This is a genomic window from Cobetia amphilecti (assembly GCF_020217465.1).
Taxonomy (GTDB): domain Bacteria; phylum Pseudomonadota; class Gammaproteobacteria; order Pseudomonadales; family Halomonadaceae; genus Cobetia; species Cobetia amphilecti.
Genome location: NZ_CP084115.1, coordinates 3478360 through 3496430, shown reverse-complemented (window position 1 = coordinate 3496430; position 18071 = coordinate 3478360). Strand labels below are relative to the sequence as shown.

Below are 18071 nucleotides of genomic sequence, written 5' to 3'. Positions count from 1 at the left end.
CGTTCGGGGCGGGCGCGGGGCGGAAGTCATGGAGGCCGGCATCAGAAGAAGGTCAACCCGACCTGGAACAGACGCTCCACCTCGCGGATGCGACGCTTGTCGACCACGAACAGGATGACGTGGTCGTTGGACTCCACCACCAGGTCATGATGCGCCACCAGCACTTCCTTGCCGCGTACCACGGCACCGATGGTAGTGCCCTCCGGCAGGTTGATATCCTCGATGCGTCGGCCCACCACCTTGGAGGAGCGCTCATCGCCGTGGGCGATGGCCTCGATGGCTTCCGCCGCACCACGGCGCAGCGAGTGGACATTGACGATGTCACCCTTGCGCACGTGGGTCAGCAGGCCGCCGATGGTCGCCTGCTGGGGCGAGATGGCGATATCGATCTCGCCGCCCTGCACCAGGTCCACGTAAGCCGCGTTGTTGATCAGCGTCAGCACCTTCTTGGCACCGAGCCGCTTGGCCAGCATCGACGACATGATGTTGACCTCGTCGTCGTTGGTCAGCGCGCAGAAGATGTCGCAATCCTCGATGTTCTCCTCCAGCAGCAGACGCTTGGAGGTGGCGCTGCCGTGCAGGACCACGGTGCGATCGAGGCGCTCGGAAAGGTCGGTGCAACGCGCCAGCGAGTGCTCGATGATCTTGACCTGATGACTGTGCTCCAGCGTCTCGGCCAGACGCTCACCGATATGGCCGCCACCGGCGATCACCACCCGGCGGAAGTTGCGATCGACGCGTCGCAGCTCGCCCATCACGGTGCGGATGTCCTTGCGTGCCGCGATGAAGAACACCTCGTCATCGGCTTCGATCACGGTGTCACCGCGCGGGATGATCGGACGATTGCGACGATAGATGGCGGCGACGCGGGTATCCACGTTGGGCATGTGGCGACGCAGGAAACCGAGCTCCTGACCGACCAGCGGCCCGCCGTAGTAGGCCTTGACCGCGACCAGCTGGGCGACGCCATTGGCGAAGTCGAGCACCTGCAGGGCGCCGGGATATTCGATCAGGCGGCGGATGTGGTCCGTCACCACCTGCTCGGGGCTGATCAGCACGTCGACCGGGATGGCGTCATGCGAGAACAGGCCCTTGCGGGTCAGATAGGCGGTCGAGCGCACGCGCGCGATCTTGGTCGGCGTGTGGAACAGGCTATGGGCGATCTGACAGGCGATCATGTTGACCTCGTCAGAGTTGGTCACCGCGATCAGCATGTCGGCATCCTCGCCACCCGCCTGCCGCAGGATCTGCGGATAGCTCGCCGGCCCCGTGACCGTGCGGATGTCGAGTCGGTTGTGCAGCTCGCGCAGCCGTTCGCTGTCGGTATCCACCACCGTGATGTCATTTTCTTCATGGGCCAGGTGTTCGGCGAGCGTTCCGCCGACCTGACCTGCGCCCAGAATGATGATTTTCATGTCCGGCTCGTCCGCTGTTGCTCAGTCGGCACAGGATAAACCAGTGCCAGGACGGAAGACAGCCGCGCCCCGAGAGTCGGGGCGCGGCTGTCCGGGAATGTCAGGCGTGGCGTCTCATGTCATCACGGACGTCGCGCCGACACGGCTCACCTGGCTGTGATCAGGCGCTGGCCTTGGTGATGTGGGCCAGGTAGAAGCCGTCGTGGCCATTGACCTGCGGCAGCATCTGACGGCCAGCACCTGAGACACGGCCCCAGTCGGCCTTGATGGTCTCGGCCTTGGCGTCCGGCGTCGCGGCCAGGAAGCGGTCCATCACGCGGGCGTTTTCCTGGGTGATGATGGAGCAGGTGCCGTAGACCAGGGTGCCGCCGGGCTTGAGCATGCCCCACAGATTGGCCAGCAGCTTGCCCTGCAGGCGCGCCAGATCGCCGATGTCGTTCGGGCGACGCAGTAGCTTGATGTCCGGGTGACGACGGATGACGCCACTGCCGGAGCAGGGCGCGTCGAGCAGGATGACGTCGAAGACTTCGCCGTCCCACCAGTCGCGTTCGCTGGCATCGGCACATACGACACCGGCACCCAGTTCCAGACGCTCCAGCGTCTCTTCCACGCGCTCGAGGCGCTCGCCGTCGATGTCGATGGCGGTGGCGTCCAGGCCCGGGAAGCGCTCCAGCATGTCCGCCAGCTTGCCGCCCGGCGCGGTGCAGGCATCCAGCAGGCGCACGCCTTCACCCTCGGCGTTGATGGCGGTCACGGCCGGCGCCAGCAGCTGGCCGGCCAGCTGTGCCGCTTCATCCTGCACGCTGACCAGGCCTTCCTCGAAGCCCGGCAGGGCGCTGACGTCGCAGGCGCTGGTCAGGGTGATGCCGTGCTCGGCGAACGGGCAGGCCACGCCTTCGATCTCGGCTTCCGCCAGCTGGGCGAGGTAGTCATCGCGGCTGATGGCGGCGACATTGACGCGCAGTGTCATCGGCGCCTGGGCGTTGTTGGCCTCGGCGATGGCCTGCCAGTCGTCCGGCCAGTTGCGCTGGAAGGTATCCAGCAGCCACTGGGGGTGGGACAGGGCGACGGCGGGGTCCTTGTCGACCTCGGCTTCCAGCGCTTCCTGCTCACGCTGGAAACGACGCAGACAGGCGTTGAGCACGCCGGTGGCCCAGCCCTTGCCCAGGCCACGGGCAGCGCCAGCGGTCTCACCGACGGCGGCGTGCGGGGCGATGCGCATGTACAGCAGCTGATAGAGGCCGAGCAGCAGCAGGGCGTGGATGTCCTGATCCTGCGACTTGAAGGACGACTTCAAAAGCTTGCCCGCCAAGGCATCCAGACGCGGCAGCTGACGGCAGACGCCGAAGCACAGTGCCTTGTAGAGGCCCTGGTCACGCCCGGCGACGCCGGACGGCAGGCTGTCCAGGTTCAGCGAGGTGCGCGCGGCCAGCACCGGGGCCAGCGTCCGCGCGGCCGCGACACGCACCGCAGCGCCCGGCGAGGCCGGTGCATTGTCAGGCTTGCGACGGGCGCCGCCATGCTTGTGAGCGCCGCCCTTGCTGCGGGCCGGCGGCAGGGAGTTGCGCTTCTTGCCGTTGCCCTTGGAGGACGGGTTGTCTGACTGGCTCATGCGGAAGTCTCGGTCTGGGAATCGGTATCTGGGGCGTGATCTGCGCCGAGGACAAGGCCCTCGGGGAAGCGCGCAGCACGTGAATTGAGCAGGTCCTTGACGGACAGCGGCTTGGCGCCGGGCAACTGGGCGCGAGTGATCTCGAGCACCTCATGGCCATCGCCGCAGGCGATGCGCAGGCAATCCTTGCCGGGCGCCAGCAGGGTGCCGGGCGTCACGCTGTCGGTGAGGCGTTGCTCACCGGTGCGGGACATCCACAGGCGCAGCGGCTCGCCTTCAAGGCGGGTCCAGGCCACCGGCCACGGATTGAAGGCGCGGATGCGCGCGTCCAGCTCGGCGGCAGGGCGGGTGAAGTCGAGTTCGGCCTCGGCCTTGGAGAGCTTGGCGGCGTAGGTCACGCCGTCTTCCGGCTGGCGGGTCGCGGGCAGGTCGCCAGCGGCGATGGCGTCGAGAGCCGTGACGATGGCCTCTCCACCCTGGGCCGCCAGCGCATCGTGCAGCTCGCCCCCAGTGGTGCTGGCGGTGATCGGGGTGCGGCGGATCAGCAGCATGTCACCGGTATCCAGGCCGGCATCCATCTGCATGATGGTGACGCCGGATTCGTTGTCACCGGCTTCGATGGCACGCTGGATCGGCGCGGCACCGCGCCAGCGCGGCAGCAGAGAGGCGTGGATGTTCAGGCAGCCCAGACGCGGAATATCGAGCACCGCCTGCGGCAGGATCAGCCCGTAGGCCACCACCACCATGATGTCGGCCTCGAGGTCGCGCAGAATCTGACGATCGGCCTCGTCCTTGAAGTTGAGCGGCTGATGGACGGGGATATCGTGCTGGAGTGCCAGCTGCTTGACGGGGCCCGGGGTCAACTTGCGACCACGTCCGGAGGGGCGATCAGGCTGGGTGTGGACACTGATGATCTCGTGGCGACTGCCCAGCAGGGCGGACAGACACTCGGCGGCGAAATCGGGGGTGCCGGCAAAGGCGATGCGCAGGGCTTTCGACATGTGCTATGACTCATGTAGGAGCACGGAGGCGGCCGTGCTCAAGGTGCTGACGGTTGCGGCAGGAGGGCCAGCGCGACAGATGCGGCTGATGGACTAGTAACCGCACGAAGGCCGAGGGGTTGCCCTCGGCCTTCGTGCGGTGCCGCCATGCGCTCAATATCGGCCGTGTGGCCGAGCGTGAGGGATCAGGCTTCTTGCAGCTTGTGACGCTTCTGCATCTTCTTCATCACCCGATCACGCTTGAGCGGGGAGAGGTAGTCGACGAACAGCTTGCCTTGCAGGTGGTCGTGCTCGTGCTGGATGCAATGTGCCAGCAGGCCATCGGCTTCCAGTTCGTAGGCATCGCCGTTGCGGTCCTGAGCCTTGAGTCGTACCTTCAGATAGCGTGGGACTTCGGCATAATATTCAGGAATCGACAGACAGCCTTCCTGCATCGGTTGCTGTTCATCACCGATCGGGGTGTATTCCGGGTTGATCAGCACCAGCGGCTGGGACTGATCTTCGCTGACGTCGATGACGATGAGACGGCGATGCTCGTCGACCTGTGACGCGGCGAGGCCGATGCCGCGGGCGTCATACATGGTCTCGATCATGTCGTCGATCAGGGTCTGCAGCTCGGCGTCGATCGTGTCGATCGGGGCGGCAACGTTGCGCAGACGCTCATCAGGGAATTCAAGGATTTCGCGTTTGGCCATGGCTGGTGTAATTACCGTTGTGCTGTCAGAAAGGATTTGCCTGATATTGTAGTGTGCGCAAGCGAGGAACGGAACCGAATGCCGTCAATGCTGCTACTATCGCGGCAATAGTCAGGATTGATCTGACATGGCGATGGACAGGGGTCAGCAGCCACCAGGCGCGGGGCAGAGCGGGTCTGCGCGGTGCGGAGTTCAGAACAAGACCATCACCACCGAGCGATGGGTGGCAATAACGCAAGGGACGCAGGAATGGGCATGAAACGACTGGTCGGCAATGCCGTCTTTACGGCACTCCTCGGCATGGCGACGCTGGGGGCAAGCGCAGGGATGTCGCTGGCACAGGCAGCAACCGTGCGTGATGACGTACCTTCCACCTACGTGGTGGTGCGTGGCGATACGCTCTGGGACATCTCCGGGCGCTTTCTGCGTGAACCCTGGCTGTGGCCGGAAGTCTGGCGCGCCAATCCGCAGATCAAGAATCCGCACCTGATCTATCCGGGCGATCGCATCTCGCTCTACTACGAGAATGGCGAGCCACGTCTGCGCCTGGAGCGTGGCCAGGGCGGTGTCGTCAAGCTGTCTCCCCAGATCCGCAAGATTCCCAAGCGCGAGGCGGTGCCGCCGATTCCGCTGGAGAAGATCTCGGCCTTCTTGAAAGAGCATCGCGTGATTGACCCGGCGCTGCTCACCGATGCGCCCTATATCGTGGCCGGGGATGACACCCGTCTGATCAGCGGTGCCGGCGATACCATCTACGCCCGTGGCAACTGGTCCTCCAATGACACCTACAGCGTCTACCGCAAGGGCCAGCGCTATCTGGACCCGGACACCCAGGAGTTTCTGGGGCTGGAGATGATCAGCATCGGCGACATCAAGCTTGAGCGTCGCGAAGGCGATATCGGCGTGCTGCGCGTGCTGTCGGCCAATCGCGAGATTCTCAATGGTGATCTGCTGCTGCCGGCGGATGGTGGTGCGATCACCACCAGCTTCCAGCCGCAGCCGCCCGAAGAAGATGTGGGCGGCGTCATTCTCGCGGCCCCCGATGGACTGCGCAATATCGGTCGCAATGACATCGTGGCGCTCAATCGTGGCAGCCGTGAAGGCATCCAGCCGGGGTATGTCTTCGGTATCGAGCGCCGCGGCGAGACGATCACCGACCCCGTCACCGGCGAGCCGATCACCCTGCCCGGTGAGGAAGGTGGCCTGGTGATGGTATTTCGTATCTACGACAAGGTCAGCTACGCGCTGGTGATGCAGGCCGGCCGCCCATTGAGCGTCGGTGACAAGCTGCTGGAGCCCCACGGCTGATCGAAAGCCCCTGTCATCCGCAAGCATCGGCGTGGTGAAACGACTCGTCGTGCTGAAGTGAACAACCAGGGTGAGTCAATAATCCGCTCGGGAGGTGTGGCGTGTCGATCGATGTCGAACAACGCGGCCCCTCGCGGGCGGATTTCGTCTTTCTGGCGCGCCTGCCGGGTTTTGGCACGCATACCGCGGCCAAGCTGCGTGAGCGGGCCGACTGGCCGCAGGGCTGGCTGGCGGTATTGCCGCCACGTCTCGCGGCACCGCTGCGCCTGTGGTGCGAGCGCCCCGAATCCTCGCCGCTCCATGAGCAGGTGATGGCAGACCTTGCCTGGCATGCGCCGGCACAGGGCTATCATCTGCTCACCCCCGCGGACCTCGAGTGGCCAGCCATGCTCGATACCCTGCCGGACCCGCCGTTGGCGCTCTGGGCGCTGGGGCGGCAGTCGCTGCTTGAGTTACCCATGCTGGCCATCGTCGGCGCACGCAAGGCGAGCCAGGCAGGCCTGCGGCATGCGCATGACTTCGCGGCTGAGCTGGTCTCACGTGGCTGGAGTGTCGCCAGTGGACTGGCACTGGGAGTCGATGCCGCGGCGCATCAGGGAGCCCTGGCGGCGTCAGCGCGTCTCGGCGCGCACGACTATGCGGCCAACCCCTCGACGCTGGCGGTGCTCGGCTGTGGGGTCGATGTGGTCTATCCCGCCCAGCACCATCATCTTCGCCAACGGCTGCTGGAGGGTGGCGGTCTGCTGCTCTCGGAGCATCCGCCTGGCACCGGCGCGCATGCGCGTCATTTTCCGCGCCGCAATCGGCTGATCACCGGCCTGTCACTTGGCGTGCTGGTGGTCGAAGCCACGCTGCGCAGTGGCTCGCTGGTCAGTGCCCGGTTGGCGATGGAGCAGAATCGCGAGGTGTTCGCGCTGCCGGGACGCATCGATGACATCACCGCCAGCGGTTGTCTGGAGTTGATCCGTCAGGGGGCGACGCTGGTACGCGATGTCGATGACATGCTGGCGGAGCTCGAGCACCTGCTGCCGGCTCACTCGACCGAGCAGCCGTCAACGCAGGCCCGGGTGGCGTCATCCAGGCAGCCCGCTGCCGGCTCTGCGGCCTCTCGCTCAGCCACTTCGGCTCGGCAAGCGACAGCCTCCGCCACCTTCGCGACACCCACGACATCACTGCCCTTGCCGTCCCTGGCGCCGCCAGCGTCACGCGCTGCCACACCGCCTGTCAGTCAGGAAGCGGCGCCATTGTGTTTTCTGGGGGCCGTGCCGCTGGCGCTGGACAAGCTGGTCGAGCTGAGTGGCACCTCGGTCAGTGAGCTGAGCATGCAGTTGCTGGAACTGGAGCTCGAGGGGCGAGTCATGCAGGCACCGGGTGGCTGGAAGCGACTCTGACGCTCTGAGCAAATGTTGCCGACCTGGCATTGATGATCCGAGATTGCCGACCTGACAGTGATGATCCGGGAGGCCGGCAACCTGAACTCATTTGCCGAGGCTGACCCTGCCGCTCTCGGGCTGCCAGGCATTGAGCGCCGCATCACGCATGGCGCGCTTCTCGCGCTCACTGGCACTCCAGTTGCCATCGTAGAGTACGCCTTCCCACTCGCCGTAGGTCGGGGTGGGCAACAGCACGAAGCGACGGCCGAACTGATCCGCCTGGCGGGCGACCTCGGCATTGCGCGCGCGGGTGGTGGACTGCTGGAAGGCCTGATCGAAATCGCCGAGGTTATCGCCCATCAGCAGCGCGATGTCATGCTCCTGCGTGACCCGCGCGCGGCGCGCGGTCTTGTCGGAGCTGTCGGTGCGCGGCATCACGTGCTCGGCATTGGCCTGCGGGAAGCCCAGCGCGGCGAGATTGGCGATGGTGGCCTGCTTGCCGGCCGCCTTGCGGTTGGTGATGTAGTAGACATCGACGCCGCTGGCGTGTGCGTAGTTGAGGAACTCCACGGCGCCCGGTGAAGCCGTGGAGACGGCATCATCCACCCAGTCAGCCCAGCTCTGGCTGTCGTAGGTACGACCTTCACGCAGTGCCCAGCCGCCGTAGCTGGTGGTGTCGAGCACGGTGTCATCGACATCGACGACCACCGCCAGCGGCTTGTCCTGCGCGTGGCGACGCGCCAGCGCCAGATTCAGGCGGTCGTGGGCCACGTTGAAGGCTTGCAGTGACAGGGCATGAAACTCCGCGCTGCGCTGTATCCACAGGGTCGCCAGCATCGCCTGGTCGCTCAAGGGCGCCTGTGCTGCGGCATCCTGCAGCGGCGCAGGGCGTGGCGCCGGCGCGGTCGGCGTCTGGGTGCCAGAGCTGGCACAGCCTGCCAATGCCAGCAGTAGAGCGGCTGAGGTGGTCAGTGAGAAAGCGCGACGCATGGATCACATCCTTGTCTGAAGAAAAGGGGGAGGCAAAGTGGGGGTGAAACGCCATCAGGCCCAGTGCTGGAGACTGTCCAGCAAAGCGTTCAAATGACCTCGATAGTCTTTTGAAACAAGCCTTTGCGTCAGTTTCGCAATACCCTGAGGGTGATGGACCCGTTCATCATGCCGTGAACCGGGCGGTGCGCCTATGCCACCCCGACGCGACGCCGTGTTGCGTCGATGTGCAGCGTCGGTCTCGCGCCGGTGAGCGTGCTAGAATCGCCGCCATTGTGTTGCCGCAGCTAGGAGTTCGAGCAGATCATGAATGTCAGTGATGTTTCGCTGGATCAGCGTGCCCTCGACGGCGCCGCTGCCTGTCTTCGCAATGGGGGCATCGTTGCCTATCCCACCGAGGCCGTCTGGGGGCTGGGGTGTGATCCCGACGATGGTGAGGCCCTGGCTCGGCTGATCAAGCTCAAGTCCCGCGACGCCGCCAAGGGCCTGATCCTGATCGCCGGTGATATCGCCCAGCTGGAACCCTGGTTGGCGGGAGTAACCGTCGAGCAGCGTGAGCAGTTGCTGGCCAGCTGGCCGGGACCCTATACCTGGCTAGTGCCTGACAATGGCCGTGCGCACCCCTTGCTGCGCGGTGAACATGTCAGCCTGGCCGTGCGCGTGACCGATCATCCGCTGGTTCAGGCACTGTGCGCCGCCTTCGGCGGCCCGCTGGTGTCGACCTCGGCCAACCGTGCCGGCGAATCGCCTGCCATGAGCGCAGACGAGGTGCGTGACGCCTTCGGCGATGCGCTGGTCAATGACGTGATCCTCGAAGGACCGCTCGGCGGCAACCCGCGTCCCAGCACCATTCGTGATCTCGCGACCGGCAAGGTACTGCGCGCCTGACCAGCAGGATCGCCCCTCGGGTTGATCCAGATCAGTGCCGCGTCATCCAGGCGCCCAAGAGGGGCATTTTCCGACCTGCCGAGCGCAGCGTGTCGCGGTAAGCTGGCAGTTCACCGCCAGCAGCGGCCAACGACGGGTGTCGCCCCGTCATCATTCATTCCCGTTCTACCGGAGGCATCGTGGCCCACGCCAATCTCGAAGACGTCAAGGTCTACCTGCTCGATCTGCAAGACCGCCTGTGCGAGGCGCTGCAAGCCTGCGATGGCCAGGCAAGTTTCCGTGAAGACAGCTGGGAGCGTGCCGAGGGTGGCGGTGGTCGCTCACGGGTCATCGAGAATGGCGGCGTGTTCGAGAAGGGTGGCGTCAACTTCTCGCATGTCTTCGGGCATGAATTGCCGGCCTCCGCGACGGCGGTGCGTCCGGAGCTGGCCGGTCGCAGCTTCCACGCCGTCGGGGTCAGCTGGGTGCTGCATCCGCACAACCCGCACGTGCCGACCAGCCATGGCAATGTGCGCTTCTTCATCGCCGAGAAGGAGGGCGAAGCACCGGTATGGTGGTTCGGGGGCGGCTACGATCTGACGCCGTTCTACCCGCATGAAGAAGACGCGCGTCACTGGCACCAGACGGCCTACGATGCCTGCATCGCCTTCGGCAGTGATGTCTATCCGCGTTACAAGGCCTGGTGTGACGAGTACTTCTACCTCAAGCACCGCGACGAGACGCGGGGCGTGGGTGGCCTGTTCTTCGATGATCTCAACGAGTGGGGCTTCGAGCGCTGCTTCGCCTTCCAGCAATCCGTCGGCGACAGCTTCCTCGAGGCCTATCTGCCCATCGTCGAGCGCCGCCGCGACACGGCCTATGGCGAGCGTGAACGCAACTTCCAGCTCTATCGTCGCGGGCGCTACGTGGAGTTCAATCTGGTCTGGGACCGCGGCACGCTGTTTGGCCTGCAGAGCGGTGGACGTACCGAGTCGATCCTGATGTCGATGCCGCCGGTGGTGCACTGGGAGTACGGCTACGAGCCCGAGGAAGGCAGTGCCGAAGCGGTGCTGTATCGTGACTTCCTGCATGCCCGCGACTGGCTGGGCGAAGAGGCCTGATCGCCGCATTGACCTGACGCTTTTCTGTGATTGTCCCGGAGTCCTGATGTCCCGTTACGCTGTATTCGGCAACCCGATTGCCCACTCGAAATCCCCGTTGATTCATCGCTCCTTCGCTGAGCAGCTCAAGGACTCGCTGAGCTACGAGGCGCGACTGGCGCCGGTCGATGACTTCGCGGCCGGTTGGGCCGAGTTCGTCGCTGAAGGCGGCCAGGGGGCGAATGTCACCATGCCCTTCAAGGAGCAGGCCTTCCGGCTGGTCGATGTGCTGAGCCCGCGTGCCCGTCGCGCCGGCGCCGTCAATACGCTGATGCTTGGCAAGACCGGTCAGCTGTATGGCGATACCACCGATGGTGTCGGCCTGACCCGTGATCTCGAACGTCTCGAGGCGCCGCTCACGGGCGCGCGCATCCTGATTCTCGGCGCGGGTGGCGCCGTGCGTGGCGTGCTGGAACCTCTGCTGGCCAAGCAGCCGGCGGCATTGGTGATCGCCAATCGCACCGCCGCCAAGGCCAGCGCGCTGGCCGAGGACTTCGCCGACCTGGCGGGGCAAGGCTGCCTGCTGTCCGGCGGCAGCTATGCGGCCATCGAGGGTCAGTTCGATCTGGTCATCAATGGCACCAGTGCATCGCTGGGCGGTGAGCTGCCGCCGTTGCCGGATTCGCTGTTCTCTCCGCAGGCGCTCGCCTACGACATGATGTATGCCGCCGAGCCGACCGTCTTCATGCGCTGGGCCAGCGAGCGCGGCGCGCGGGTCGAGGATGGTCTCGGCATGCTGGTGGAGCAGGCAGCCGAGTCCTACTTCCTGTGGCGTCACAAGCGCCCGAAGACGGGGCCCGTGGCGGGCATGCTGCGCAGGATGCTGGCGGAGGGGTGATTCGCGTGCGCTTGCCGGGCATGCACGTCGATTCAGATGGTCAGCCAGACGGCCAGCCAGACGATCAGCCAGACGACAGACGATGAAAAGGAGCGGGGGACTCGACAGAGTCGCCCGCTCCTTTTTGGTTGGCCATGATCCAGCGTGCTCACGCCTTCGCTGTTGGCGCTCAGCTGCTCTTGACGGGGGCCGTGGCACAGGATTCGAGCCGATATCCGTACTGATAGACGCTTTTCAGTCTGAGCCCACGGCTGCCGTTCAGTCCCAGCTTGCGCCGCAGGCGGCTGACGTGGGTGTCGACCGTCCGGGTCGAGATGTCCCCGTTGACCCCCCAGATCATCTCCAGCAGGTAGGCGCGTGAGTAAAGCTCTCCGACGTGGCGCAGCAGCAGGGAGGCCAGCTGATATTCGCGCTGGGTCAGGGCGACCGGCTCCTCGCCGCACCAGATGGTGTGTTCATCCGGCTCGATCCGATATTGATCGCTGATGGCCACCTTGGGCTGCAGGTAATTGGTGTCGGAGGTGACGAAACGCCTGCCCAGCGCTTCCACACGCGCCGTGAGCTCGGCAGGGCGGATAGGCTTGGCCAGGAAATCATCGGCGCCATGCTGAAGCGCATGCACGACATCCTCCTCCCCCTGGCTTGCGGTGATGAACAGGATCAGCCCTCGCCAGCCGTGCTCGCTGCGCAGTGTGCGCGTCAGCTCCATGCCGCAGGCATCCGGCAGTTGCCAGTCGATGATCAGCAGGTCGAAGCTGCGCTCGCGCAGTGCGCGCAACAACTGGCTGGCGCGCTCGAAGCCTGCCAGCTCATGTCCCTGGGCCTCGAGACACAGGGTCAGGTAATCACGTTGATCATGATCATCTTCCAGAATGCCGATTTGCATGTCGCTGCCTCCCCGCGTGGGTATCGCATGCAGTCTACGCGTCTCTTGCGTGAGACCGCGTCACAATGGTTCACGTTTGGCATGACGATGGCGACATATACTCGTGTTCATCCCCTCTCGCTGCTTCATGGCGCGGTGCCGCTGCTGACCCGTGAATGGCGAGGATGAAACGAGACGGTGAATCTCCGGCCGTCATCCATGGTTGTCCATGACCCCTGGAGTCTTCCCATGCCGCTTCTCATTCTCCTGCGATGTCTCACCACGGCGTTACCCCGCATGCGTCACTGGCTTCTGCTGCTGACACTGTCGTTTTGCCCCTTCGCCATGGCCCTGGAGGCTCCGCAGGGGCCGGTGGTGCTGCGTGTCACCGGGGATATCACCCATACCAACGCCGGAGGCGAGGCACATTTCGATCGCGCCATGCTCATGGCGCTGACGCAACGGGAAACCGTGACCACTACCCCCTGGCATGACGGCGAAGTGAGCTTCAGCGGTCCGCTCGGCTCGGCGCTGATGGAGGCGGTAGGCGTCGAGGATGGCACCATGCGTATCGTGGCGCTCAACGACTACGCCGCCAACGCGCCGGTGCAGGACTATTTCGATCATCCGGTGATACTGGCCATGGAAGTCGATGGCAAGCGACTGCGTGTGCGCGACAATGGCCCCATCTTCATCATCTACCCCTTCAGTGAGCAGCCGGATCTCCTCAACGAGGAAATCATGACCCGCTCTGTCTGGCAGGTGAAGCGAATCGACATCGAACGCTGAACCCGCCTCTCCTGCTCCGTTTCATGAGCGCTGCCAGGATGCTCGTGCATGAATCCACTCCGTTCTCTGCATTTCAGAACCGCCATCGCCATTGCCGCGACGTTGTTCTTCGTCTCGGCATTGGTGACTGGCGTTCTGGTCTATCAGCGTCAGCAGGCACTCGAGCACAAGCTGCGTGAGAATCTGATCTGGGCGGTCTATCAGTTCGACAGGGAAGTGCGCGAGCTGCGCATGGTGGTGGCCGAGGAGCAGAAGACCCCGACGCCGCCCGCCTTGATGGATGACAGCGAGCTGCTGTTGCGGCTCGACATCCTCTATAGCCGGGTGCAGCTGCTGCAGAGCGGCCAACTGGGCAGCATGCTGGCGGGGATGCCTGACCTGCATGCCCAGTTGATGGCCATGCTGCCCAGAATCGAGGTGCTGGACAGCGCCATCATGGACCTGGCGAGTCGTCAGGAGCGTGATGCGTCCCTCTATGTGCAGATACTCAGCCGGCTTGCCTCGCTTCAGGAGCAGACCGGCGAGCTGCTGCTCAACATCAATGCCGAGGCCGCTATCCAGCGCACCAAGGAGCGCTCGGAGCTCCTCAACCTGTATGCCCTCGCGCTGTCGCTGGTGCTGCTGATGACGCTGAGCGGCATCGTGCTGGTGGTCGCGTTGATCGTCGAGAGTCGTGTACGGGCCTACAAGACCCGCAAGCTGGAGGAGCGCACTCAGGAGCTGGATGGCATGGTGCAGCTGGCGCAGGCGGCCAGTCGTGCCAAGTCGGAATTCATGGCGATCATGAGCCATGAGATACGCACCCCGCTCAATGGCATGGTCGGCGTGTCGGACCTCATCGGCGAGGAAGTCTTGACCCAGCGTGGCCAGCAATACCTGACGATGCTGCGCCAGAGTGCCGAGAGCCTGCAGGCCGTCATCAATGATGTGCTGGATTATTCCAAGATCGAAGCCGGCAAGCTGGAGCTGGATCAGCGCTGCTTCTCGCTGCCCGAATTCCTCGATTCCCTGGCCGCGCATTACCATCGCCAGACAGGCAATGCCGGCAAGGGATGCTCGCGCATCTTCCTCGAAGAACGTGCCGATGACCTGCCTGTCTGGGTCAAGGGTGACGTCAATCGCCTGCGTCAGGTACTGACCAACCTGCTCAACAACGCCTTCAAGTTCTGTCCCCAGGGCACCATCCGGCTGAGGGCATCACTGGAAGACGGCGAGACGCTTCATTTCGAGGTTCACGACAGCGGTTGCGGGATCGCCGCCGATCAGGTGAGCCACTTGTTTGCCCCCTTCACCCAGGTGGATACCTCGATTGCGCGTCGTCATGAAGGCACCGGGCTCGGGCTAGCCATCTGCAAGCGACTGGTGGAGGCGATGGGCGGCGAGATCGGCGTCGAGAGTCATCTCGGGCTTGGCAGTCGCTTCTGGTGCCGCGTTCCGCTGCCGGTATTGACCGCCGCCGAGGCTTGCCCGCAGCAGGCGGTGGGAGACACGCCCTTGCCCCATGCAAGCGTGCTGGTGGTGGAAGACAACGAGGTCAATCAGTCACTGGCGCGGGCCATGCTCGAGTATCTGGGGCAGCAGGTCACGGTAGTGGAAGACGGTGAACAGGCACTCGAATGGCTGGCGCAGGCTGGCAACGATGTCGATCTGGTGTTCATGGACATGCAGATGCCGGTGCTGGATGGCGTCGAGACGACACGTCGCTGGCGTCAGCACGAGTCCGAGCAACCCGGCAGCGCTCGTCTGCCGATCATCGCGATGACCGCCAACGTGATGCAGGAGGATGCCCGCCGCTGCATCGAGGCTGGCATGCAGGGGGTGCTGCACAAACCCTTCACGCGTGATGATCTGCATCGGGTGCTGCAACAGTATCTGGTCCAGGCCTCTGATTCACAGGAGGCTGTTTCACAGAAGTCTGATTCGCAGCAGAAAGCGCTCGAGCCAGACAAGCCAGAGGCTTCGGCTGGCGAGCGGACTACCGTCATGCAGGCACCAGACGATGATGGCGTCAGCTCGTCAGCGGCTGATGATCAGGGCGCGCAGATCGACGCTGCTCCGGCGCTCGGTGCGGCAACTGACGACTCAGCCGCGCACTCTCTGCCCGATGCCGCGCCTTCCTTGCTGCAGCACGCGACCTGTCAGGAGCTGCTCACGACCCTGAGTGGCGAGGCCTATTCACGACTGCTGAGCAATTACCTGACGCGCCTTGAAGGACGCCTCGACGTGATGGTGACCTTGCTGAAGCAGATGGATCTCACCGAGCTCAAGCGTGAGGCGCATTCTCTGAAGGGGGCGTCAGCCTCGCTGGGATGCAGCGGCATAGCCAGTGGCGCCAAGGCGCTGGAGGAGGCCGTGATCAGCGAGGACCTGCCTGAGGTACACCAGCATGTCGCGACATTGCGCTCCTTGAGTGTGCCGACGCGGGACAGCCTTCTCGCAGAGGGCTATCTGTTCTCCTGACGGTATGGGAATGAGATAGCGTGATAGATAGCCGACAGCATTCCACTACCGTCCCTCTTGTTCTCCCGTTCCCGCCTCCTCTCGCTCTTTTCACCCTGTCCTTCGACACAGACGCCACCCATGGTGACATGGGTGGCGTCTGTGTCGTGGGGGTGTTGCGGCATTCCCGCTGTCTGTGCTGTGCTGCGCTGCGGCGGGACGCCAGTCTCCTCAATGGACAGCGGAGACGTGGCGCTGGCTGAGTGCATTGACGGCGCTGGGCGGGCAGCGGCTCCAGGCATTGAAGTCGCTGACGGGCATGGGGCGTGCGAACAGATAGCCCTGGCCGATATTGCAACGGGTATCGCAGAGGTAATCGCGCTGTTCCGCGGTCTCGATGCCTTCGCCGACCACGGCGAGATTCAGACGCTGGCCCAGCTCGACGATGGTACGCGTGATGGCGCGCGCTTCCGGGTGGCTGTCGCTGCGCCCGACGAAGCATTGGTCGATCTTCAATTCGTCGAACGGCAGGTTGTAGAGCTGCATCATCGAGGAGAAACCGGTGCCGAAGTCATCCAGCGCCAGGCGATAGCCGCGATCGCGAATGGCGTTCAGCAGGTGACGAGCGTAGGTGAGGCAGTCGATCCCGCAGCTCTCCGTGAGTTCCAGCGTGATGGAGTGCGGATCGACATGATGCTGACTGGCCAGCGCATCCAGCGTCTTCAGCATGTCGCGGGTGCGCAGCAGCTGGGGTGACAGATTGAGCGCGAGGTCAAGGTGAAGTCCCTGGGACTGCCATTGGCCCTGCTGGCGGAAACCATGCTCGATGACCTGCCAGGTGAGTGCTTCGATGCGGTTGCTGCGTTCCGCCAGGGCGATGAACTGGTTGGGCATGACCATGCCGCGCAGAGGATGCTGCCAGCGCACGAGAGCTTCCGCGCCGCTGAGCCGGCCACTGGCGAGGTCGATCTTGGGCTGGTAGACGAGGTGCAGCTGGCGCTTGGTCAGAGCATCATCCAGTTCATCGAGTGACAGCGGATTGCGTTGCTTGTCCAGCTCTGCCAGCAGCGAGGCCAGGTGCATGATGTCGAAGGGCTTGCCGAGCTGGCCCAGCATCTCCAGGCCGCTGCGCTTGCCCCTGGCGACCATCGCTTGCATGTCGTCGTTGTGACAGGCGCTCATCAGGATGATGCCCGCCTCGACATTGCGTTCGCGCAGATAGCCGAGCACATCATCGCCGGTGAAGTCGCCCAATTCGTAGTCCACCAGGATGAGGTCCGTCTCCAGACAGGCGGGATTGCAGGCGATGTCCTGCAGCCCTTCGCTCTGCGTGCAGTCGAAACCATGCGCGGAAAGCAGGCCGCTGATGAGTTCACGAAAATCCGGATCGTCGTCGATGATGAGTGCGTGTCGAGTCATGTAAGGCATCCTCAAGCGAGTGTCGGGAATACGCTCGCGCCGCTGTGCATGAAGTGTCTGCATGAGCAGTGCGCAGGCGAGCAGGTGATCCCAGATTAGCAATGCGGTTACATGATTCGCGGATATCGACACATTTGACGGCTTCTTTTTACATTCAGACTTTCAAGCCGGTAAAGCGAGGAGCTGGTAGAGCGTTAGATAGCCAAGGGAGGTAGATCAGAGGACAGACTAGTGAGAGCAGAGCCAGAGAGTAGAGCGCGGCTGGATAGAGCGCGCCGCACGCTCGCGCAGCCCCGGGTTGCCTCCGGGACTGCGCGAGCGTGTGTTACCTGAGACTGGTTAAGCCACGCCACACAGGCGGGGTCAGCGCAGACGATCGCAGTTGGGCTTCTCGCCGGCGGCGCGGGCCTGCTGATAGGTCGGCAGAGCGGTCTCGAGGCGCTCGTTGAGGGCCGCCATGCGCTGCTCATCACTCGGGTGCGTCGACATCCACACCGGGGGCTGCGCGCCACCGGCAGCGTTCATGTTGGCCCACAGCTTGATGCTGGCGCGCGGGTCGAAGCCGGCTTCGGCCATCAGGTCCAGCCCCAGCAGGTCAGCTTCGGACTCGTGGGAGCGAGAGAACGGCTTGAGCACGCCATATTCCGCGCCCATGCCCAGCAGGCCCATGAGCTGATCGCCACCGGTACCTTCGAGGCCGGCCAGTGCCTGGGTCAGTGACAGCCCGGCGGAGGTCAGCGATTGTGTCGAGACGCGTTCGTTGGCGTGGCGCGCCAGCACGTGAGCGATCTCGTGGCCGATGACGGTCGCCAGTTGATCCTGATTCTCCGCGACCTCCAGTAGCCCGGTGTTGACGCCGATGTAGCCGCCCGGCAGCGCGAAGGCATTGGCGGACTCATCCTCGAATACCTTGACCTGCCAGCCGCTGATGCCATAGCTGGCGGGCACCTTGGCGGTCACCGCATCCGCCACGCAGCTGACGTAGGCATCCTGACGCCCTTCCACCACCGGCAGCTCCTGCTGGTACTTGCTGAAGCTGGCTTCCCCCATCTTCTCCAGTTCCTGGTCCGAGTAGAGGGTCAGCTGGCTGCGGCCCAGCGGAGAGCTGGCGCAGGCACTCAGGGTGACGGACGCCGCAAGGGCCGCCAGCGGGAGCAGACGACGCAGGGCGCGGGGAGATGAGAGATCGAGCAATCCTGGCATTGGGGCCTCCTGGCTAGATGACGTGACAACCTTCGAGCGCACGGCAGAGCGACGCTGAACGTGCAAGAAACGTGCAGACAGCATAACCGGATAGGCG

15 protein-coding genes are annotated in these 18071 nt (G+C 64.3%); 7 read left to right on the top strand and 8 right to left on the bottom strand.

The genetic code is table 11. The annotated features are described in order from the left end of the window. Positions 1–41: 41 nt before the first annotated feature. The 4 genes from trkA to def all read right to left on the bottom strand — a co-directional run bounded on the left by trkA (position 42) and on the right by def (position 4723). Positions 42–1415 carry a Trk system potassium transporter TrkA gene (gene trkA, locus LCW13_RS14595; protein ID WP_043333795.1) on the bottom strand — a complete coding sequence of 458 codons (1374 nt, stop codon included), beginning with the start codon at positions 1413–1415 and terminating at the stop codon, positions 42–44. 160 nt (positions 1416–1575) lie between these two features. Further along, complete coding sequence (gene rsmB / locus LCW13_RS14590) at positions 1576–3027, bottom strand: 16S rRNA (cytosine(967)-C(5))-methyltransferase RsmB (RefSeq protein ID WP_225347275.1); 1452 nt, start codon at positions 3025–3027, stop codon at positions 1576–1578. Beyond that, a complete protein-coding gene (gene fmt / locus LCW13_RS14585) occupies positions 3024–4028 on the bottom strand; it encodes a methionyl-tRNA formyltransferase (protein WP_225347274.1) in 1005 nt (334 codons plus the stop codon). Before fmt ends, rsmB begins: the two co-directional genes overlap by 4 nt. A 185-nt stretch (positions 4029–4213) precedes the next feature. Further along, the gene (def, locus tag LCW13_RS14580; protein ID WP_043333797.1) at positions 4214–4723 is read right to left on the bottom strand and encodes a peptide deformylase; all 510 of its coding nucleotides are present in this window, start codon (positions 4721–4723) and stop codon (positions 4214–4216) included. A gap of 255 nt (positions 4724–4978) precedes the next feature. Between def and LCW13_RS14575 the strand changes: the two genes are divergently transcribed. After that, on the top strand, positions 4979–6031 hold the full coding sequence (locus LCW13_RS14575; RefSeq protein WP_225347273.1) for a LysM peptidoglycan-binding domain-containing protein: 1053 nt from the start codon (positions 4979–4981) through the stop codon (positions 6029–6031). 101 nt (positions 6032–6132) lie between these two features. Then, positions 6133–7422, top strand: coding sequence for a DNA-processing protein DprA (gene dprA, locus LCW13_RS14570; protein ID WP_225347272.1), 1290 nt, complete (start codon positions 6133–6135; stop codon positions 7420–7422). A gap of 87 nt (positions 7423–7509) precedes the next feature. Here dprA and LCW13_RS14565 read toward each other — a convergent pair whose 3' ends face one another. Continuing rightward, positions 7510–8394, bottom strand: a complete 885-nt coding sequence (locus tag LCW13_RS14565; protein ID WP_225347271.1) for a 5'-nucleotidase, lipoprotein e(P4) family — start codon at positions 8392–8394, stop codon at positions 7510–7512. Between the two features lie 306 nt (positions 8395–8700). On the opposite strand from LCW13_RS14565, the gene LCW13_RS14560 reads away from it, so the two are divergent. The 3 genes from LCW13_RS14560 (at position 8701) to aroE (ending at position 11259) form a co-directional block, all read left to right on the top strand. Next, positions 8701–9282 (top strand): L-threonylcarbamoyladenylate synthase, encoded by a 582-nt coding sequence (locus LCW13_RS14560; RefSeq protein WP_225347270.1) that lies wholly within the window; start codon positions 8701–8703, stop codon positions 9280–9282. 179 nt (positions 9283–9461) lie between these two features. After that, positions 9462–10382 (top strand): oxygen-dependent coproporphyrinogen oxidase, encoded by a 921-nt coding sequence (hemF, locus tag LCW13_RS14555; protein WP_107336010.1) that lies wholly within the window; start codon positions 9462–9464, stop codon positions 10380–10382. 43 nt (positions 10383–10425) lie between these two features. Further along, positions 10426–11259, top strand: a complete 834-nt coding sequence (gene aroE / locus LCW13_RS14550) for a shikimate dehydrogenase (protein WP_225348173.1) — start codon at positions 10426–10428, stop codon at positions 11257–11259. Positions 11260–11428: 169 nt separating this feature from the next. On the opposite strand, the gene LCW13_RS14545 is transcribed toward aroE, so the two are convergent. Further along, positions 11429–12145 (bottom strand): response regulator transcription factor, encoded by a 717-nt coding sequence (locus LCW13_RS14545; RefSeq protein WP_043333802.1) that lies wholly within the window; start codon positions 12143–12145, stop codon positions 11429–11431. A 276-nt stretch (positions 12146–12421) separates the two neighbouring features. Here LCW13_RS14545 and LCW13_RS14540 point away from each other — a divergent pair, with 276 nt between their 5' ends. Together LCW13_RS14540 and LCW13_RS14535 are read left to right on the top strand one after the other, a co-directional pair. Next, the gene (locus LCW13_RS14540) at positions 12422–12913 is read left to right on the top strand and encodes a hypothetical protein (RefSeq protein WP_225347269.1); all 492 of its coding nucleotides are present in this window, start codon (positions 12422–12424) and stop codon (positions 12911–12913) included. 48 nt (positions 12914–12961) lie between these two features. Next, positions 12962–15373, top strand: coding sequence for an ATP-binding protein (locus LCW13_RS14535; protein WP_225347268.1), 2412 nt, complete (start codon positions 12962–12964; stop codon positions 15371–15373). A 210-nt stretch (positions 15374–15583) separates the two neighbouring features. Here LCW13_RS14535 and LCW13_RS14530 read toward each other — a convergent pair whose 3' ends face one another. Further along, positions 15584–16771, bottom strand: coding sequence for an EAL domain-containing response regulator (locus LCW13_RS14530; RefSeq protein WP_225347267.1), 1188 nt, complete (start codon positions 16769–16771; stop codon positions 15584–15586). A 363-nt stretch (positions 16772–17134) separates the two neighbouring features. Next, positions 17135–17974 carry a M48 family metallopeptidase gene (locus LCW13_RS14525; protein WP_172978723.1) on the bottom strand — a complete coding sequence of 280 codons (840 nt, stop codon included), beginning with the start codon at positions 17972–17974 and terminating at the stop codon, positions 17135–17137. Positions 17975–18071 lie beyond the last annotated feature (97 nt).

What these genes read in the sequence shown, in the direction of transcription:
- rsmB (WP_225347275.1), bottom strand. Translation starts at nt 3,027, where the DNA reads ATGAGCCAGTCAGACAACCCGTCCTCCAAGGGCAACGGCAAGAAGCGC.
- LCW13_RS14575 (WP_225347273.1), top strand. Translation starts at nt 4,979, where the DNA reads ATGAAACGACTGGTCGGCAATGCCGTCTTTACGGCACTCCTCGGCATG.
- LCW13_RS14560 (WP_225347270.1), top strand. Translation starts at nt 8,701, where the DNA reads ATGAATGTCAGTGATGTTTCGCTGGATCAGCGTGCCCTCGACGGCGCC.
- fmt (WP_225347274.1), bottom strand. Translation starts at nt 4,028, where the DNA reads ATGTCGAAAGCCCTGCGCATCGCCTTTGCCGGCACCCCCGATTTCGCC.
- trkA (WP_043333795.1), bottom strand. Translation starts at nt 1,415, where the DNA reads ATGAAAATCATCATTCTGGGCGCAGGTCAGGTCGGCGGAACGCTCGCC.
- LCW13_RS14545 (WP_043333802.1), bottom strand. Translation starts at nt 12,145, where the DNA reads ATGCAAATCGGCATTCTGGAAGATGATCATGATCAACGTGATTACCTG.
- LCW13_RS14530 (WP_225347267.1), bottom strand. Translation starts at nt 16,771, where the DNA reads ATGACTCGACACGCACTCATCATCGACGACGATCCGGATTTTCGTGAA.
- LCW13_RS14525 (WP_172978723.1), bottom strand. Translation starts at nt 17,974, where the DNA reads ATGCCAGGATTGCTCGATCTCTCATCTCCCCGCGCCCTGCGTCGTCTG.
- def (WP_043333797.1), bottom strand. Translation starts at nt 4,723, where the DNA reads ATGGCCAAACGCGAAATCCTTGAATTCCCTGATGAGCGTCTGCGCAAC.
- LCW13_RS14540 (WP_225347269.1), top strand. Translation starts at nt 12,422, where the DNA reads ATGCGTCACTGGCTTCTGCTGCTGACACTGTCGTTTTGCCCCTTCGCC.
- LCW13_RS14565 (WP_225347271.1), bottom strand. Translation starts at nt 8,394, where the DNA reads ATGCGTCGCGCTTTCTCACTGACCACCTCAGCCGCTCTACTGCTGGCA.
- LCW13_RS14535 (WP_225347268.1), top strand. Translation starts at nt 12,962, where the DNA reads ATGAATCCACTCCGTTCTCTGCATTTCAGAACCGCCATCGCCATTGCC.